Source organism: Nocardioides sp. (genome assembly GCF_036405735.1).
In the GTDB taxonomy this organism is placed as follows: Bacteria; Actinomycetota; Actinomycetes; order Propionibacteriales; family Nocardioidaceae; genus Nocardioides.
In genome coordinates this window covers 24,742-42,292 of record NZ_DASWXC010000078.1, presented here as the reverse complement: position 1 = coordinate 42,292, position 17,551 = coordinate 24,742, and the positions used below count along the sequence as shown (strand labels likewise).

Sequence of the window (17,551 nt, the reverse complement as noted above, 5' to 3'; positions counted from 1 at the left end):
CCTTCCGCTGGTCCTCCCGCTGTGCCCGGCCACAGGCTAGGGCCTGATTCGACACGTCGCAGGCAGATCCAGGCAGATCGGGCCAGAAACGTCGGCTCCGGGAGGCAGTTCGGGCAGGCAGCCCGGCAGGCAGCCCGACAGGACGGCGCCTCAGCAGCTGGTGCTCGTCGAGAGCGTCACCTTGTCGGGGGTGTAGTAGGAGGAGTCGATCGTCGCGCGACTCTCGTTGACCGCGAAGCAGGTCGAGGCCGTGGCGGTGTTGTTGTAGAGCCGCGCGATCGCGGAGCGACGGTTCCAGTACGAGCGCGTCGACCAGCTCAGGCTCTTGGTCACGCCCGACCCGGACACGGCGAAGAAGCTCCCGCTGAAGTTCGACTGGGCCCACCCGCAGAAGTAGCCGCTGCTGCACTCGCTGAGCGAGAAGGTCTCGGCATCGAGCGCCACGAAGTAGGAGCCGTCGGGGTAGACGATCGTGTTGCCCTCGACGATGCCTCCGGGCATCTCGGCCGCCTGGGCGGCCAGCGCGCCGGCGGCCTCCTCGCTCAGACCCGTGTCGGCGTCGGTCGCCGCCGAGGCAGCGGGCACGACGGTGAGGGCGAGCACGATGGCCAGCAGGGCGGTGAAGAGCGCGGTCATGGGAAGGCTGCGGAGAGTCACATCTACCCACTGTGCGCGGCGGCTCCGGATCTAACGCCTTCGGGAGAATTCTCCGGGAGACGGGTCGTCGGGCACAGCGGCGGACTCACAGCGAGAGGGTCCGCCACGGACCTCGCGCGGCGTCGGTGGGCATGCCGTCCAGCACGCGGATCGTGCGCGCGGCCGGGTCGGTGACGGTGGTGGCGAGCGTCGCCCAGCGCTGTCCGAGCGGCAGGGTGTCGTCGACCCGGCAGCACAGCGGCGGCTCGCCCTCGCCACTCACCAGCATCGCGACCAGCTCGTCGGCATCGGCGGGAAGCCCGGCCGAGAGCCGCTGGCGCACCAACGCCAGGCGCTCCGAGGAGTCCGGCTCGTACAGCTCCTTCTGGCCGGCCAGCGGGGTCGGGTGCTGGAAGTGGTTCGTGCGGACGACCGCACCGTCCTGCTCGGTGATCTCGTAGACGCCCGCAGGGCTCATCTCCAGCGACACCGACCGCGTCGCGTCGGTCATCGTGAAGGCCGACGAGGACGAGATCGGCGCCGCCCGGACGAGCCGGACCGCCTCGTCGATCGTCGCGCACTCGGCCAGCACCACGCTCGACAGCACATGCATCGGGACGCCTCCGACGCCGTCGCTGTGGTGGCCGAGAATGTTGAAGTGCAGGGCCAGGCCCGCCTCGTTGACGCCGATCTTGCCCAGGATGCCCTGCTCGGTCAGCCCGGCGTACCGGTGGCCGGGGCCGTCGACCTCCTGCGTGTGCCAGAAGGGGTCGAGCTCGATGTGCCAGTCCCAGGTCTGGACGCCGAGCCGCCGGCCCGCGACCCGGGTGGCGATCGTGGAGCACTCGCGGGCGACCACGCCACCGACCGCCAGGATCTCGGTGCGGGCGTTGAGCGCCGCCACCTGCCAGGTGGCCAGACCGGTCGCTGCGGCGATGCCCTCCAGCTCGTCCACGAGCTCGGGGCGCCAACCGCCGAGCACCTCGAGGGTCTGCTCGGCGCCGGCGCGCTCCCGGTCCGGCGAGGCGCCCGCGACCCGGAACAGCTGGGCATAGGCGTCGTACGCCGCGGCCAGCCCCTCCCCCAGCTGCTCACCCCGACTGCGCCCGAGGTCGCCCCGGGTCGTACCGGTGACGGTGAGGTGGAGGCGGCCGGATGCGTGGGTCATGGGTGGCTCCTGATCGGGTCGTGACGGGTGGTGGCGAGCTCGATGCGCTCCCCGCCGACGAAGGTGGCGAGGACGGGGTTGACGGCCTGGGCCTCGGGCGGCAGCCGCAGCGGATCCTGCGCGAGCACCGTGAGGTCAGCGGCGTAGCCGGTGGCGACCCGGCCGTGGGTGTGGGTCGTTCCGGACGCGACCGCCGGGGCCTGCGTCATGGCCCGGTATGCCTCGGCGGCGCTGATCGCCTGGTCCGGCTGGGTCCGGGCGCGCCCGGGCGCGTCCACGGGCCGCCGCAGCTGCGCGTCGGCGAGCGCCACGCGCGGGTCGGCGACACCGATGGGCCAGTCCGAGCTCAGGGCGACGACGGCGCCATGGTCGAGCAGGTCGCGGATCCGCCACCCCCGAGCGACCCGGTGCGGGCCCAGGCGCACGGACCAGAGGTCGCTCTGGTCGGGCCGCGTCAGGCGGGTCCCGTGGGTGGGCTGGAGGCCCGCGACGGTTCCGGTCTGCGCGAACCGGGGCAGCAGGTCATCGGGGATGGACTCGATGTGCTCGATGCGGTGCGGGGCGGCCGCGGGATGTCCGACCTCGGCCACGACGTCGAGCACGAAGCGCACCGCGCGGTCCCCGATGGCGTGGGTGGTCGTCGGGATGCCCCGCCGGGTGAAGAAGGTGACCGCCTCCCGATAGGCAGCGGTGTCGCGCCATAGCGCCGCCCGGTTCTCGCCCATCGAGTCGGGCTCCTCGAACCAGGCGGTGCCGTTGTCGGCGGTGCCGTCGAGCATGAGCTTCACTCCGGCGACCTCCCAGCGACGGCCGCGCCGGCCGTGCAGCTCGGCGATCTCGGCCCACACCTCCCGCGGAGAGTCAGCGGGCACGAGCGGCGACGCCCGGACCCGCAGGGGAAGGTCGCCGTCCGCCTCGAGCAGCCGCAACAGCTGCTCCGACGGCTCGTGGAAGTCCAGGGCATGCAGCCCCGTGAGTCCTCCCGAGGCCAGGAGCTCGAGCCCCTCGCGCAGGTGGCGTGCCTGGACGTCGAGCGGCGGCGCGGGACTGGCCTCCAGCACCAGGTCCATCGCCTGCAGCTCGACCAGCCAACCAGTGGGGCCGTGAGCGTCGGTGACGACGACGGAGGAGTCGGCGAACGTCTCCTCCCCCGTCAGGCCGACCGCGGCGATCACCGCGGGGCTGACCACGAGCGCGTGAGCGTCCCTGGTCATGAGCGAGATCGGCACTCCCGGGAACCAGGCGTCGAGAACGCGGCCATCGGGCGCTCCGTCGTAGACGTTCACGTCGAGGTCGTAGCCGGTGACCCAGCCGTCGGCGGGTCGGGCCGCCACCGCCGGCGCCAGCAGCTCCCGCACCGCCGAGAGGCTCGCGGCCTGCGTCAGGGCGACGCTGGCGCCGCGACTCAGCGATCCCCAGACGGGATGGGCATGGGCGTCGACCAGCCCAGGCAGGACCGCCGCGCCGGGGAAGTCGTGGACGACGGTCGCCGGGCCGCACCACGAGCGCAGCACCTCCTCACCGCCGACGTCGACGATGCGGTCGCCGACGACGGCGACGCACGCAGTGACGTCCCCGTCCCAGTGATCGTCGCGGTCCACGTCCACCACGTGGCCCGCCCGGACGATCACGTCTGCGTAGGTCATGGCGCCACCCTCAGCTTTCCGCCGATCAGTGCGAGCGCCGCGTGTCGGCGGCTCGGTCTGCCTGATCATCACATATTGAGCAAATGCCCAACAAGACTATTGGCCATAGGACCAATATCCGTTACCTTCATCACCATGACCGCACCGGAAGCAACCCCGAGGAAGCGTCGCTCGCCCGAGGAGCGGCGCCTGGAGATCGCCTCCGCCGCCGCCCGCATCGGCTTGGCGGAAGGGCTGGAGCGGATCACCCTGCGCCGCGTCGCCGAGGACGTCGGTGTGCGCCCGGGGCTGATCAGCCACTACTTCCCCGAGGTCGACGGTCTCGTCGCCACGGCGTTCGCGCATGCGGCGGAGACCGAGCGGGCCGACATGCTGGCGCCGGACACGACCCGCCCCCCGGACGAGCGGGTCATCGCCCTGCTCGACGAGGTGCTGTCCCCGGCCAGCGCCGACTTCAGCCGGCTGTGGTTGAACGCGCGCATCGTCAGTCGCTACAACGCCCTGCTGCGCCAGTCGCTGGCCGAGCAGGAGACGCTCAACCGCGAGCTCCTCACGGCGCTGATCCGCACGGGCGTGGAGACCGGTGACTTCGTCTGCGCCTCGCCCGAACGATCCGCCCTCCTCATCCTGGTGCTCCTCGACGCGGCGTCGACCTACGCCAACGAGGACGTCACCGAGGTGACCGCGCTCGTCGGAGCGCTGCTGTTCGAGACGGCGGAGCGCGAGCTCGGTCTGGCGCCGGGTGCGCTCAGCGCGCGCTCGGCCCACCTGCCTCCCGCCGCGGCTCCCGACCCCGCTTCGTAACCCCGTTTCCTGACCCCGCTTTCCTCACGCGGCCGGCGCCGCTCTCCACCCCCACACCCACACCCCAGCCAGCCAGCCAGCCAGCCAGCCAGCCAGCCAGCCAGCCAGCCACACCGTGCTGCACCGATCGGAGTTGTCATGACCCACGTCTCGTCGGCGGTTCCCGCTGTCGGCGCCCCGCCGTCGAAACGATCCTGGGGGCCGGCCCTGTCGATCGTGGTCAGGCGCCTGCTCGGCATGGCCGGCACGATGCTGCTGGCGAGCTTCGTCGTGTTCGGGGGGCTCCACCTCGCACCCGGCTCGCCGATCTCCTTCCTCACGCAGGGCCGCTCGGTCACCCCGGAGGCGATCGCCCAGCTCGAGAGCCAGTACCACCTCGACGAGCCGTTCCTGGTGCAGTACTTCGGCTGGTTGGGCGGGGTGCTGACCGGAGACTTCGGCACCTCGATCATCTTCAACGACTCGGTGGCCGCACTGCTCGGCCAGCGCGTCGTCAACACCGTGACACTGCTCGGCGTCACCGCCGTCCTCGTCCTGACCCTCGGCCTCGCGGTCGGCCTCCTGGCCGGCCTGCGACCCGGTCGGCTCGCGCGCACCCTCCTCGCCGGCGCCACCGGACTGATGGCCGTGCCGGGCTTCGTGGCTTCCGTCGTACTGATGCTGATCTTCGTGGTGCGCCTCGGCTGGTTCCCCAGCTACGGGACCGGGGACGGCGGCTGGGACCGGCTGCACCACTTCCTGCTGCCGGCCGTCGCGTTGGCGCTGGCCTCGATCGCGTACGTCGCGCGGCTCACCCAGTCGGCCATCCGCGCCGAACTGCGGTCCGAGCACGTGCAGACGGCGATCTCGCGGGGGCTGCCCTACCGGTTCGTGATCCGCCGGCACGTCATCCGCAACGCCGCCGTACCGGTGCTGACGGTCGCCGGCCTGACGGTCGCCGGCCTCATCGCCGGGAGCGTCGTGATCGAGCAGATCTTCCAGCTCGGCGGGCTGGGCCAGTTCCTCGTCGACTCCGTGCAGAAGAAGGACTTCCCCGTGGTCCAGGCGATCTGCCTGATCTACGTCGGCGCGTTCATCCTCCTCAACACCGTGATCGACCTGGCCTACACGCTGCTCGATCCCCGCATCTCGCTCGGAAAGAAGGGCTGATGTCCGCCATCGCCACCACCAGCCGCGCCACCCGGCGCCGGCCGCTGCGGATCTGGCCCACCGGGCTCGGCGCCGGCGGACAGGTCTCGCTCGGTGTGCTCGTCCTCGTCGCCCTGATGGCGACCGTCGGCCCGTTCCTCGTCGCCGCCGATCCCAACGCGGTCGACCTCAGCTACGCCTACGAGCCGCCGGGCCGCTGGTTCCCGCTCGGCACCGACGCCTCGGGCCGCGACCTGCTCGCTCGTCTCGTGTACGGATCGCGCACCGCGCTCCTCGGCCCGCTCTTCGTCGTGCTCATCGCCACCCTGCTGGGGACCGTGCTGGGCCTGACCGCCGTGTGGTTCGGCGGCTGGGTCGACTCGCTCGCGGTCCGCTTCATCGACGCGGTGTTCGCGTTCCCCGGCATCCTGCTCGCGATCCTGGCCGCCGCGCTCTTCGGTGCCGGCCTCACCGCGGCGGTGCTGGCGCTGTCGGTCGCCTACCTGCCCTACGTCGCCCGTGTCGTCCGCAGTGCCGCCCTGCAGGAGCGCAACCTGCCCTACGTCGCCGCGCTGCGGGTGCAGGGGCTGCCCGGCTTCGCGATCTCGGCGCGCCACATCCTGCCCAACGTCGCCGGTCTCGTCGTCGCCAACGCGACGCTGTGCTTCGGCTGGGCGCTGATCGACCTCGCCGCCCTCTCCTTCATCGGCTTCGGCGTCCAGCCGCCCACGGCCGACTGGGGCGCCATCGTCGGAGGCGGCCTGTCCGGCGTCCTCCAGGGCGCCCCCAACGAGGCGCTGTTCGCGAGCGCCCTGATCGTCGCGACGGTGGCCGCCGTCAACACGCTCGGCGACCGTCTGCTGACCCGATCGGAGGCCACCCGATGAGCCCGCTGCTGTCCGTGGAGAACCTCACCGTGGACCTCCAGGTCTCGGGGACGCCGCGCACCGTTCTGCGGGACGTGTCCTTCAGCGTCCAGGAGGGCCAGACCGTCGGTCTGGTCGGCGAGTCCGGCTCGGGCAAGTCGATGACGGTCCGCGCCGTGTCCCGGCTGCTCCCCGACGGAGCCCGCGTCTCCGGCCGGATCCGCTTCGCCGACCAGGAGGTGCTCGACCTGCGGGGCAGCGCGCTGCGCCGCTACCGCGCCTCCGACGTGGCGATGATCTTCCAGGACCCACGTGCCTACACGAACCCGCTGCGCCGCATCGGCGACTTCCTCACCGAGTCGATGGTCATCAACGACCGCGTCCCGCGGCGCCGAGCGGAGCGCACGGCCGCCGGCCTGCTGGAGGAGGTCGGGATCCCCGACCCGGAGCGGCGGATGCGGCAGTACCCGCACGAGCTGTCGGGCGGGCTGCTGCAGCGGGTGATGATCGCGGCCGCCGTGGCGGCGCGCCCGCGCCTGGTGCTCGCCGACGAGCCGACCACTGCGCTCGACGTCACCACCCAGGCGGAGGTGATGCGGATCCTGATCCGGATGCAGCGCGAGTACGGCATGGCGATGATGCTCATCACCCACGACCTCGACCTGGCCGCATCGGTCTGCGACGAGACGATCGTGCTGTATGCCGGCGAGGTCGTCGAGACACAGCCGACCCGGTCGCTGCACGACGACCCGCTGCACCCCTACACCGCGGCGCTGATGCAGGCGCGGCCCGAGATCCACCAGCGCGCCGAGCGACTGCTGGCGATCCCGGGCAGCCCGACCACGGCGTACGAGGCGCCGCCGGGCTGCAGCTTCGCGCCACGGTGCCGCTTCGCGCAGGACGTCTGTCGCACCGAGACCCCGCCGATCGTTCCGGTCGGGGCCGGCGCCAGCCGCTGCCTCTTCGCCGAGGAGCTGCGCGGCACCCTCCTGGACCCCCTTGCGCCCGACGCCCCGGAGCACCTGCTCCCTGCCACTGCGGAGGTGGAGTGATGACACCCGTGCTCTCGGTCCACGAGCTGTCGAAGCGGTTCGGCTCGGGCAAGCAGCAGGCGCTCGCCGTCTCGGAGGTGTCCTTCGACCTCCCCGCGGGCGGCTCGCTGGGGATCGTCGGCGAGTCGGGCTCGGGCAAGTCGACCACCGCCCGCATGATCATCGGCCTGGAGCGCCCGACCTCCGGCACCATCCGGTTCCGGGGCGAGGACCGCACGGCTCCGGCGCGGCGCACCAAGGACCTGCGGCGCCGTGGACGCGAGATCCAGATCGTCTTCCAAGACCCCTACACCTCGCTGGACCGGCGCCAGCGGATCGTCGACTGCCTCGCCGAGGTCGTGCGGATCCACGCCGGGTCCGACACCCGCGAGGTCCGTCGGCGCGTCGACGAGCTGGCCGCGCTGGTCGGGCTCGACGACCGGCAGCTCGGTGCGCTGCCCTCACGCCTCTCGGGCGGACAGCGGCAGCGCGTCGCGATCGCACGCGCGCTGGCCGCTGAGCCGGAGGTCCTGATCCTGGACGAGGCGGTCTCCGCACTCGACGTCTCCATCCAGGCCCAGATCCTCAACCTGCTGGCTGACATCCGCGCACAACGCGGGATCAGCTATCTGTTCATCAGCCACGACCTCGCGGTCGTCCGGCAGATCACCGACGACACGATCGTCATGCGTCACGGCACCGTCGTCGAGCAGGGGCCCACCGCCCAGGTGCTCGACCAGCCGGTTCATCCCTACACCCGGCTCCTTCGCGACAGCGTCCCGACACCGGGCTGGGACCCGATGTCCACGTCCGGACCGCGGAGCTGAGCGAGCCGTCCACCCGGGCTCCCACCGGAGCCACCAACCCCATGGAGAAATCGATGAACCTCACTCTTCCTCGTCGGCTCGGGGCCGTCACCGGGGCGGCGATCCTCGCCGGCGGCCTGCTCGCCGCCTGCGGCGGTGGCCCGCCGGAGCGCGAGCCCTCGGACCGCCGGCTCTCCTACGAGCTCACGACGACGACCCCCGAGCCCACCACCGAGGTCGACTCGGTCAGCTGGAACGTGTTCCAGGGTGAGCCCTGGACGCTCAACCCGTTCAACTCGGCCGACTACGCGCCCAACATGATCAACTCGAACATGTGCGAGACGCTGCTCAAGCAGACCCCGGAGTTCGAGATCGAGCCGAACCTGGCGAAGTCCTTCGAGAACCCCGACCCGCTCACCTGGGTCTACGACCTGCGCGACGACGTGACCTTCTGGGACGGCTCGCCGATGACGGCCGAGGACGTCGCCGCGTCGATGAACCACAGCCTGAAGGACCCGACCTCCTTCCAGCACTACCTCTACACCCCGGTGAAGTCGGTGACCGCGACGGGCACCCACCAGGTGACGGTCAAGCTGAAGACCCCGAACTACCTCTTCAACGACCAGCTGGCCAGCTACGCCGGCGTCGTCGTGCAGAAGAAGTTCCTCGACGCGCACGCCGAGGACATCGGCACCCCCAAGGGCGGCCTGATGTGCACCGGCCCCTTCCAGTTCGAGTCCTGGAAGCAGGGTGACGCCATCACGCTGACCCGGTACGACGGCTACTGGGACGCCGAGCGGATGCCGAAGACCAAGCAGCTGAAGTTCACGTTCCTCACCGACGACACCGCGATCACCTCCGCCCTGCTCTCGGGCGAGATCGACGGCACCTACGCGCCTCCGGCCGCTGCGACCGGTCAGCTGATGAACAGCGACGCGGGCGAGCTGACGTTCGGTCCGGCCCCGCTCGTGGTCTCGCTGTTCTACCCCAACCCGAAGGGCGCGATGAGCGACCCGGCGATCCGCAAGGCACTGCACGCCGCCACCGACTGGCGCGGCATCGCCGAGCAGGCCTTCGGCGGTGTCGGCGGCCCGGCGCCGCTGCAGACGGCCGAGGCGTCCTACGGCTTCGCCGCCGAGGAGCTGTCCGCGCTGGCCGAGGAGTTCGAGACGACCGGCGAGCCCGACCTCGCGGCCGCCAAGAAGGCGCTCGAGGACGCCACGCCGGCGGCGCTCGGCCAGCAGATCACGATGGTGGTGCCCGAGCAGAACGAGACCCAGCAGCTCGGCGTCGCGGTCAAGGCGGCCGCCGACGAGCTGGGGCTGAAGTTCGAGCTCAAGGTGGTTCCGGCCAACCAGTACACGAACTACCTCTACGACCCGAAGACGCGGGGCACCACCGACATCCTCTACACGACGTTCTGGCCCAACATCCCGAACCCGCTGGACTGGATGCAGATCACCGCGGTGACCGGCGGCTCGTTCAACCCGTACGGCTACGACGGCGTCGACGACCTGTTCGCCCAGGCCGTCGCCACCGAGGACGAGGGTGAGCGCGCCAAGCTCGCCGCCGACATGGAGCGGAAGCTGCGCGAGGACCTGCTGCCGATGACCCCCGGCATGTACCAGGACAACGCCGTGTGGCAGAACAACCGGATCACCGGCGCACCGGCCGCGTTCAACTACACCTTCTACCCGTGGGCGGCCCACATCGGTGGGACCGGCCAGTAGTACCACCTCCGACAAGGGGCGTGTCCGACACCGGGCACGCCCCTTGGCGTTCCTCGATCAGTCCCGCGTCAGTGCTCGAGCGACAGGTCGAGGTCGGCAGGCAGCTGCCGATGCACGACGACGGCCGCAGCCAGCGCGGCGAGTCCCCCGAGCAGTCCGACGGCCGCGAAGCCGACGGTGAAGGCCTCGGACGCCGCCGCGGCGAACGACGTGCCGAGGGCGTGGCCGACCGAGTCGCCGACGATCGCGGGCGCGTCCGCCGGCAGGCCGGCGCGGTAGACCGCGCCCGCCGCGCTGCCGAGCACACTCACGCCCAGCACCGCCCCGATCTCGTACGACATCTCCTCCACGGCGGCCGCCGATCCGGCCTCGTGCTCGGGAGCCGCGCCCATGATGAGCGCGGAGGCGAGGCCGAGGGCCGCGGTGCCGACGCCGACCACGAGCAGGGCGACCCCGACGCCGGCGTACGACATGGGTCGCGGGAGCGCGACGAGGATCAGCATGCCGAGCGCGAGGGCGAGCAGCCCGCCGACGAGCACCGGACGTACGCCGACCCGGCGGGCCAGCGCCGGCGCCAGCGGCGGTCCGACCAGGCCGCCGAGCGCCAGCGGCAGCAGCGCCACTCCTGCCGTCAGTGGCGAGAAGCCGCGCACCAGCTGCAACCACTGGGCGCCGACGAGCAGCAGGGCGGTCAGGGCCACACTGCTCACCAGTGCGGTGATCACGCCGGCCCGGAAGACGCGGTCGCCGAACAGACGGACGGCGAGCATCGGGTCGGGCTGGCGCAGGCACCGCCGCACGAAGGCGACACCCGCACCGGTGCCCAGCGCGACCAGTCCGGCGGCCACCAGGTCCACGCCTGCCTCACCGACGTGCTTGGCCGCGAAGACGAGCGCCGACATCGTGGTGAGAGAGAGCAGCACGCCGGTCGCGTCGACGCGGCCGGGGCGCTCCGAACGGCTCTCCGGCAGCAGGCACCACCCGGCGACGACGGCCACCGCCATGATCGGGACGTTGACCAGGAACGCCGCGTGCCAGCCGAAGACCTCCAGCAGCAGCCCGCCGACCAGGGGGCCCAGCGCGGCGCCGGCCGCGGCGGTGGCACTCCAGATCCCCAGCGCGAAGGCACGTTCGGTGGGGTCGGGGAACAGCGCGCGCAGGAGCGACAGCGTCGCCGGCATGATCATGGCGCCGCCGACGCCGAGCGCCAGGCGGATGGCGATCACCGCGCCGGGCGTCTCGGCGAGGACGACGGCGGCCGAGGCGGCACCGAAGAGCGTGAAGCCGCACAGCAGGGTACGGCGCCGCCCCCACCTGTCGGCGATGGCGGCGACGGGGACGAGCAGCCCGGCGAGGACCAGCGAGTACGCGTCGACGATCCACAGCTGGGCGACGGGCCCCGCGTCGACCGCGAGGGTGATCTCGGGCAGGGCGACGTTGAGCACCGTCATGTCCACCACGACGACGAGCAGGCTGGCGGCGAGGACCGCCAGGCCGGCCCAGCGCCGCGTCCCGGTGACCGGCGGGTGGGCGAGCGTGGTCATCGCGCCGCGCCTCCCGTCAGGAAGGTCGAGAGCACGACGCCATCGAGATCCCGCCGCGCGACGTCTCCCGCGCGGATGGCGTCGCGGGCGGCCACGAGCAGGCCGTAGATCGCGTGGCCGATCCAGCGCGCCGACACGTCACCGCGCAGCACGCCGGCGGCCTGGGCGGCGGCGTACAGCTCGACCTCACGGGCGAACAGGGCCTCGGCCCGCGCCGTCAGGGCCGGTTCGGCGCACATGTAGGTGTCGGTCAGGGCGAAGCCGAAGTCGTCCGCGTCCGCCACGAAGTCGCGGATCAGGGCGGCGAGACACTCGGCGATCCGCCCGGGATCCGCCGAGGCGGCCACGGCGGCCACGTCACGCTCGTCCAGGTGTGACTGCCAACGGTCGAGCGAGCGCGTGCCGATCTCGGTCAGCAGGGCCTCCCGGGTGGCGAAGTGGCGATGCAACGTGGCGCGGCCGACGCCGGCCGCCTCGGCCACCACCGCCATCGACGCGGTGGGGTCCTGGTTCAGCTGCCGCTGCGCGGCCGACAGGATGCTGTCGCGACTGGCCATCGGTGTTCCCCCCTCAATATGAGACATCACTGTCTCACATGGAACACCGATGGCGCACGTCGTCGGCCGGCCTACCGCACCCGCGGCTGCTGCTGGGTGATGCAGTGGATGCCGCCACCGCGCTCGAACAGCGGACGCGCGTCCACCGCGACCACCTCACGGCCGGGGTAGGCCTCGGCGAGCAGGGCGCGGGCGACCGCGTCGTGCGGGTCGTCGAAGGCGCAGGCCACGACGGCCCCGTTGCAGACGTAGTGGTTGACGTAGTTGTGGTCGACCCAGCCCTCATCGTCCTGGAGGCGCTGGGGCGCCGGCAGGTCCACGATGCGCCAGCCGTCGCCGAAGGCGCGACGCAGCTCGGCGCTCACCACGTGGTCGGGGTGCTGCTCGTCCTGCTGGGCATGCACGAGGACGGTGCCCGGCTCCGGCAGGACGGCCAGCATGTCGACATGGCCGCGGGTCCCGAACTCCTCGTAGTCGCGGGCGAGCCCGCGCTCGAGCCACACCACGTCCCGTACGCCGAGGGTGCGGCGCAGCTCCGCCTCCACCTGCGCGGCGCTCCACGCCGGGTTGCGGCCGGGGTCGAGCTGCACGGTGCGCGTGACGACCACGGTTCCCGCGCCGTCGACATGGATGCCGCCGCCCTCGTTCACCAGCCCGGAGTCGACCAGCGTCGCTCCTGCCCATTCCGCGACGAGACGTCCGACCCGCGCGTCGTTCTCCCAGGACGCCCACTCCTGGGCGCCCCAGCCGTTGAACACCCAGTCGACGGCACCGAGGCCCTGCTCGCCGACGACGAAGGTCGGCCCGATGTCGCGCATCCAGGCGTCGTCCAGCGGCGCCTCGAAGATCTCGACGTCGCGGCTCAGCCACTGCCGTGCCGTCGCCACCGCCGAGGGGTCGACGACCATGCGGACCGGCTCGAACTGCAGCACCGCGTGAGCGACCGCCGCCCAGGTCGCCCGCGCCTCGTCCGCCTCGGCCGTCGTGTCGCCCAGCGTGTAGCCGGAGGACGGCCAGGCCATCCAGGTGCCGTCGTGCTCGGCGGTCTCCGCCGGCATGCGCCACGAGCCGGCCGCGCTCGCCGTCATCACGCCAGCCCCGCGTAGGTGTCCGGACGGCGGGTGCGCAGGAACGGGAAGAGGGACAGCCAGTCCCGTCGCTGGTCCAGGTCCAGGTCGGCGACGAGCACGGCCTCCTCGTCCCGCGGCGCCTGCGCCAGCACGCGGCCGTAGGGGTCGGCGATGAAGGAGGAGCCGTAGAAGGCGATCCGGCCCTCGTCGCCGGTGCGGTTCGGGACCACGACGAAGAGGCCGTTGGCGATCGCGTGCCCGATGATCACCTGCTGCCACAGCGGCCGGGTGTCGAACTCCGGGTGGTCCGGCTCTGAGCCGATCGCCGTCGGGTAGGCCAGCACGTCGGCGCCGCCGAGGGCGTAGAGCCGGGCGACCTCGGGGAACCACTCGTCCCAGCAGGTCGGCATGCCCAGGGTCAGTCCGAGCGCGTCGACCTCGTGGGCCGGGTAGGCGTCGGAAGCCGGGCCCGGGCGGAAGTACTTGTCCTCCACATAGCCCTCGGTGACCGGGATGTGCGTCTTGCGGGTGCGGGCCACGAGCTGCCCGGCCGGGTCGACGAGGATCGCGGTGTTGAAGCCGAGGCCGTCGCCGGCCGGGTCCTCCTTCTCGTACAGCGAGGCGTGCACGAAGACGCCATGCCGACGAGCCGCCTCGGCCGCGAAGCGAGCGGTGGGGCCCGACACCAGGTCCTCCGCCGTGTCCGAGGGCGTGCCCGTCGGCTCCTCGAACGCCGGGTACTTCGACAGGGTCAGCTCGGGGAGGAAGACGACCTTCGCCCCCGCGCTCGCCGCCGCGCCGATCGCGTTGTCGAGGACGGTGCGGAGCTCGTCGGCGTCCGCGCGCCAGGAGTGCTGGACGAGGGCCACGCGGAGCGAGCCCCGTTGGGGGCCTTCGACGCGCGCCGGAGAGGGCAGGGCGTCGGCGGTGATGATGCGCACGGGTCTTTCCTTCGGGTGTGTCAGGGGCAGTCGGGACCGGCCACCAGAGCCGGCACCCCACCGTAAACCGAATGTCGTTCGTTTTCTAGTAGCATGACCGGGACGGGCGCGCGGAGCGCCCCGACCGGCATGCGGAGGTGGCGATGGGACGGCCGTCCACGCCGCTGCTCTCGGTCGAACGGATCGCCGAGGCGGCCCTGGCGCTGGTCGACAGCGCGGGCGAGTTCACCGTCGCCGGCGTCGCGGCCTCGCTCGGCGTACGACCCTCCTCGCTCTACAACCACCTCGCGGGCAAGGCGCAGATCGTCGAGGCGATGCGGTCGGCGGTGTTCCGGGAGGTGCCGACCATCGCGTCGTCACCGGGGGCCGACTGGGAGACGAGCATCCGCCGGGCGCTGCGCGCCTATCGCGACGCGTTCGCGCGCCATCCCCGCCTGATCCCGATGCTCACCGCGCAGACCGTGTCGGCTCGCGACGTCATGCGGATCTACGACGACCTCGCGCGCGTGCTGTCCGCGGCGGGTCTCGAGGAGGGGCGCCTGCTCGACGTCATCACGGTCCTGGACAGCTTCGTGATCGGCTCGGCCCTCGACCTGGTGGCGCCCGACGCAGTGTGGGACGCCGACCAGGCCGAGGCGCCGGAGCTGGTCCGCGCGATCCGTTCCGCAGCCTCGGGACGGGATCGCGCGGACCGGGCCTTCGAGCTCGGTATCGACCTCCTGCTGGGGGGCCTGGGCGGGCTCGGGCCGGGCGCCGCGGCGAGGTAGCCGCGGCCGGCTCCTCAGCCGAACGCGTGCATCACGTGCTTCACGCGCGTGTAGTCCTCGAGCCCGTAGTGGGAGAGGTCCTTGCCGTAGCCGCTCTGCTTGAACCCGCCGTGGGGCATCTCGGCGACGAGCGGAATGTGGGTGTTGACCCACACGCACCCGAAGTCGAGCTCGACCGAGCACCGGTGCGCCGTGGCGTGGTCACGGGTCCAGACGCTCGAGGCGAGGCCGAACGGGACGCCGTTGGCCAGCTCCAGGGCCTCCTCCTCGTCGCGGAAGCGCTGGATCGTGACGACGGGGCCGAAGGTCTCCTCCTGCACGACCGGGTCGTCCTGGCGTACGCCGGCCACGACGGTCGGCGCGTAGAAGAAGCCGTCCTCCCCGACCCGGTGACCGCCCACCAGCACCTCGGCATGGTCGGGCAGACCGGCGACGACACCGCTGACGCGGGCGAACTGGTCGGCGTTGTTGAGGGGGCCGTAGAACGCGGTCTCGTCGGCCGGCGGGCCGGTGTGGATCTCCTTGACCGCGGCGACGAACCGCTCGGTGAAGCTGTCGGCGACCTCCTCGGCCACCAGGATCCGCGTCACGGCGGTGCAGTCCTGGCCGGCGTTGAAGAACGCCCCCGTGACGATGCCGTCGACGGCGGCGTCCAGGTCGGCGTCGGGGAACACGATCGCCGGCGCCTTCCCGCCCAGCTCGAGGTGGGCCCGCTTGAGGCCCTCGGCGGCGCTGGCCGCCACCTGGCGGCCCGCGCCGGTGGAGCCGGTGATGGACACCATCGCCGCCGCCGGGTGGCCGACGACGAGCCGGCCGGTGTCGCGGTCGCCGCACACGACGTTGAGCACGCCCGCCGGCAGCACTGAGGCGGCGATCTCGCCGACCAGCGCGGCCGTGGCCGGAGTCGTGTCGGAGGGCTTGAGCACGACGGTGTTGCCGGCGGCGAGGGCAGGGGCGATCTTCCAGATCGTCATCATGAAGGGGTAGTTCCACGGCGCCACCTGGCCCACGACACCCACCGGCTCGCGGCGGACGTAGGAGGTGTGGCCCTCGAGGTACTCCCCCGCCGAGGTGCCCTCGAGCGACCGGGCCAGCCCGGCGAAGAACCGCAGGTGGTCGATGCCGGTGAGGATCTCCTCGGTCCGGGTGAGCTCGACCGGCTTCCCGGTGTTGGCGACCTCGGCCTCGACCAGGTCGTCCACCCGGGCGCTGAGCGCGTCGACGAGCGCCAGCAGGTGGTGCTGCCGGGCGGCCGGGGTGAGCCGGCGCCACTGCGGGAAGGCCCGGGTGGCGGCGTCGTACGCCGCGTCCACGTCGGCCTCGCGGGAGAGCGCCGCGGTGGCGAAGACCTTGCCGGTCGCCGGGTCGACCAGCTCGGTGGTGGCGCCGTCGGCGGCCGGCACGAGCCGGCCGTCGATGACGTTGCCGATGACGTTCGCGGGGAGGTTCATCAGTTCTCCTTCGTGGTGTCGAGGATCCGGCCGGCGATCCGGGCACCGATGCGGATCGCTCCGTCGACGTGCTGGAAGCCGTGGCCGGCGATGTCGCTGCTGCCGAACTCGATCGGGCCGAGCGGCTCGTGGAGCGCCGCGCCGTAGCGGGTCAGGCCGCCGAGGTCGAAGCTGGTGCCGTAGGCGCCGCCGGTGAGCTCCTGGTGCTGCCAGTCGCTCTCGACGTAGGTCGCCGGCGTGAGGGCCGCCTCGCCGAAGTAGGCCGCCAGCGACGCCAGGACCCGCTCCCTGCGCTCGGTCGCCGAGAGCCGCCCGACCTCGTCGGCCAGGACGTCGGAGACGAAGCCGACCAGGAACCCGCGCGGGTCGTCGGCGGGGGTGTTGTCGTAGACCTCGTGGACGAGCTGGTACGGGCCGAAGCCGGTGCCGCTGAGACCCGCCTCGCGCCAGAACGGCCGGTCGTACTGCGCCTGCACCTTGATCACGAGGCCGAAGGACTGGTGCTCGCGCGCCATGCGGTGCTCGGCCGGCAGCTCCGGGGAGAACCGGATCCGCCGTACGACGGTCGGCGGGACCGCCACGATCACGCGACGGCCGCGGTAGGACTCGCCGCCGACGCGGACCACGGCGCCCTCCTCGTCCCACTCGACGCTCGTGACGTCCTGACCGGTCCGGATGCGGTCGCCCAGGCGGTCCGCCAGGGCGAGCGGCACCGACTGCAGTCCGCCGGCCACCCGCCGGTCGAGGATGAAGTCGGCGTCGACGAGGTTGCTGAAGGAGCCGGCGCTGGCCGCCATCAGCAGCGCCTGCAGCGCCGAGAAGGAGTGCGCCGGCTTGGTCAGCATCGCCGGGCCGACGTAGAGCGCGATGTTGTCGCAGGCCTCCACGTCGTCGCACTGCTGCTCGAGCCAGGCACGGAAGGACACGCTGTCGAGGTGGACGGCGTCGGGGTGCTCCCACGGCCGGTCCGGGTCCATCTCGGCGGCCAGGCCGTCGAGGGTCTTGGTCAGCTGGTCGATCGCGGCTGCCGTGCTCTCCGCGACCGGGAGGTCGACCTCGAAGCGGCGCGCCTCGCCGGCGCGGTCGACATAGAGGGAGTCGCCGGCGCGGTAGCGCGGGAAGGTCTCCAGCCCGAGCTCGTCGATCATCGCGAGCAGCGCCTCCTGGTCCGGCGAGACCCACTGGCCGCCGACCTCGAAGTCGGCGGCGCCGTCGGTGCCGTCCTGGTAGGCGTGGCACTCCGTCAGCAGGCGGCCGCCGACGCGCTCGCGTGCCTCCAGCACGACCACGTCCTGGCCGGCCTGGGTCAGCCTCCAGGCGGCCGTCAGGCCGGTGACGCCGGCGCCGATCACGATCACGTCATGGGTGTTCAAGGGAAGTTCTCCGATCACATTCTGGGGGCGGAG

General features: G+C 72.2%; 16 protein-coding genes. 7 read left to right on the top strand and 9 right to left on the bottom strand.

The window, feature by feature from the left end; all coding sequences use genetic code 11:
* Positions 1–150: 150 nt before the first annotated feature.
* The 3 genes from VGE38_RS12735 to VGE38_RS12725 form a co-directional block, all read right to left on the bottom strand.
* Positions 151–636: a peptidase inhibitor family I36 protein gene (locus VGE38_RS12735; RefSeq protein ID WP_331142920.1), complete on the bottom strand. Its 486-nt coding sequence runs from the start codon at positions 634–636 to the stop codon at positions 151–153.
* Between the two features lie 106 nt (positions 637–742).
* Entirely contained in the window at positions 743–1,804 is a 1,062-nt protein-coding gene (locus VGE38_RS12730; protein WP_331142919.1) for a C45 family autoproteolytic acyltransferase/hydrolase, read from the bottom strand.
* A complete protein-coding gene (locus tag VGE38_RS12725; RefSeq protein WP_331142918.1) occupies positions 1,801–3,450 on the bottom strand; it encodes an amidohydrolase in 1,650 nt (549 codons plus the stop codon). Before VGE38_RS12725 ends, VGE38_RS12730 begins: the two co-directional genes overlap by 4 nt.
* A gap of 135 nt (positions 3,451–3,585) precedes the next feature.
* On the opposite strand from VGE38_RS12725, the gene VGE38_RS12720 reads away from it, so the two are divergent.
* From VGE38_RS12720 to VGE38_RS12695, 6 genes are all read left to right on the top strand, one after another.
* On the top strand, positions 3,586–4,254 hold the full coding sequence (locus VGE38_RS12720) for a TetR/AcrR family transcriptional regulator (protein WP_331142917.1): 669 nt from the start codon (positions 3,586–3,588) through the stop codon (positions 4,252–4,254).
* A 138-nt stretch (positions 4,255–4,392) separates the two neighbouring features.
* Entirely contained in the window at positions 4,393–5,403 is a 1,011-nt protein-coding gene (locus VGE38_RS12715) for an ABC transporter permease (RefSeq protein WP_331142916.1), read from the top strand.
* Positions 5,403–6,269 carry an ABC transporter permease gene (locus tag VGE38_RS12710; RefSeq protein WP_331142915.1) on the top strand — a complete coding sequence of 289 codons (867 nt, stop codon included), beginning with the start codon at positions 5,403–5,405 and terminating at the stop codon, positions 6,267–6,269. The genes VGE38_RS12715 and VGE38_RS12710 overlap by 1 nt, the downstream gene beginning before the upstream one ends.
* Entirely contained in the window at positions 6,266–7,300 is a 1,035-nt protein-coding gene (locus VGE38_RS12705) for an ABC transporter ATP-binding protein (protein ID WP_331142914.1), read from the top strand. Before VGE38_RS12710 ends, VGE38_RS12705 begins: the two co-directional genes overlap by 4 nt.
* Positions 7,300–8,106, top strand: coding sequence for an ABC transporter ATP-binding protein (locus VGE38_RS12700; RefSeq protein ID WP_331142913.1), 807 nt, complete (start codon positions 7,300–7,302; stop codon positions 8,104–8,106). The genes VGE38_RS12705 and VGE38_RS12700 overlap by 1 nt, the downstream gene beginning before the upstream one ends.
* 53 nt (positions 8,107–8,159) lie before the next feature.
* Positions 8,160–9,815: an ABC transporter substrate-binding protein gene (locus VGE38_RS12695; protein WP_331142912.1), complete on the top strand. Its 1,656-nt coding sequence runs from the start codon at positions 8,160–8,162 to the stop codon at positions 9,813–9,815.
* A gap of 68 nt (positions 9,816–9,883) precedes the next feature.
* On the opposite strand, the gene VGE38_RS12690 is transcribed toward VGE38_RS12695, so the two are convergent.
* The 4 genes from VGE38_RS12690 to VGE38_RS12675 form a co-directional block, all read right to left on the bottom strand.
* On the bottom strand, positions 9,884–11,359 hold the full coding sequence (locus VGE38_RS12690) for an MFS transporter (protein WP_331142911.1): 1,476 nt from the start codon (positions 11,357–11,359) through the stop codon (positions 9,884–9,886).
* Positions 11,356–11,916, bottom strand: a complete 561-nt coding sequence (locus tag VGE38_RS12685; RefSeq protein ID WP_331142910.1) for a TetR/AcrR family transcriptional regulator — start codon at positions 11,914–11,916, stop codon at positions 11,356–11,358. Before VGE38_RS12685 ends, VGE38_RS12690 begins: the two co-directional genes overlap by 4 nt.
* A 71-nt stretch (positions 11,917–11,987) precedes the next feature.
* The gene (locus tag VGE38_RS12680) at positions 11,988–13,004 is read right to left on the bottom strand and encodes an agmatine deiminase family protein (protein ID WP_331142909.1); all 1,017 of its coding nucleotides are present in this window, start codon (positions 13,002–13,004) and stop codon (positions 11,988–11,990) included.
* Positions 13,004–13,927 carry a nitrilase-related carbon-nitrogen hydrolase gene (locus VGE38_RS12675; RefSeq protein ID WP_331142908.1) on the bottom strand — a complete coding sequence of 308 codons (924 nt, stop codon included), beginning with the start codon at positions 13,925–13,927 and terminating at the stop codon, positions 13,004–13,006. Before VGE38_RS12675 ends, VGE38_RS12680 begins: the two co-directional genes overlap by 1 nt.
* Before the next feature lie 143 nt (positions 13,928–14,070).
* Between VGE38_RS12675 and VGE38_RS12670 the strand changes: the two genes are divergently transcribed.
* Entirely contained in the window at positions 14,071–14,694 is a 624-nt protein-coding gene (locus VGE38_RS12670) for a TetR/AcrR family transcriptional regulator (protein WP_331142907.1), read from the top strand.
* A 14-nt stretch (positions 14,695–14,708) separates the two neighbouring features.
* Here the strand turns inward: VGE38_RS12670 and VGE38_RS12665 are convergent, their stop codons facing one another.
* The gene (locus VGE38_RS12665; protein WP_331142906.1) at positions 14,709–16,145 is read right to left on the bottom strand and encodes a gamma-aminobutyraldehyde dehydrogenase; all 1,437 of its coding nucleotides are present in this window, start codon (positions 16,143–16,145) and stop codon (positions 14,709–14,711) included.
* Entirely contained in the window at positions 16,145–17,518 is a 1,374-nt protein-coding gene (locus VGE38_RS12660) for a flavin monoamine oxidase family protein (RefSeq protein WP_331142905.1), read from the bottom strand. Before VGE38_RS12660 ends, VGE38_RS12665 begins: the two co-directional genes overlap by 1 nt.
* Positions 17,519–17,551: the final 33 nt, after the last annotated feature.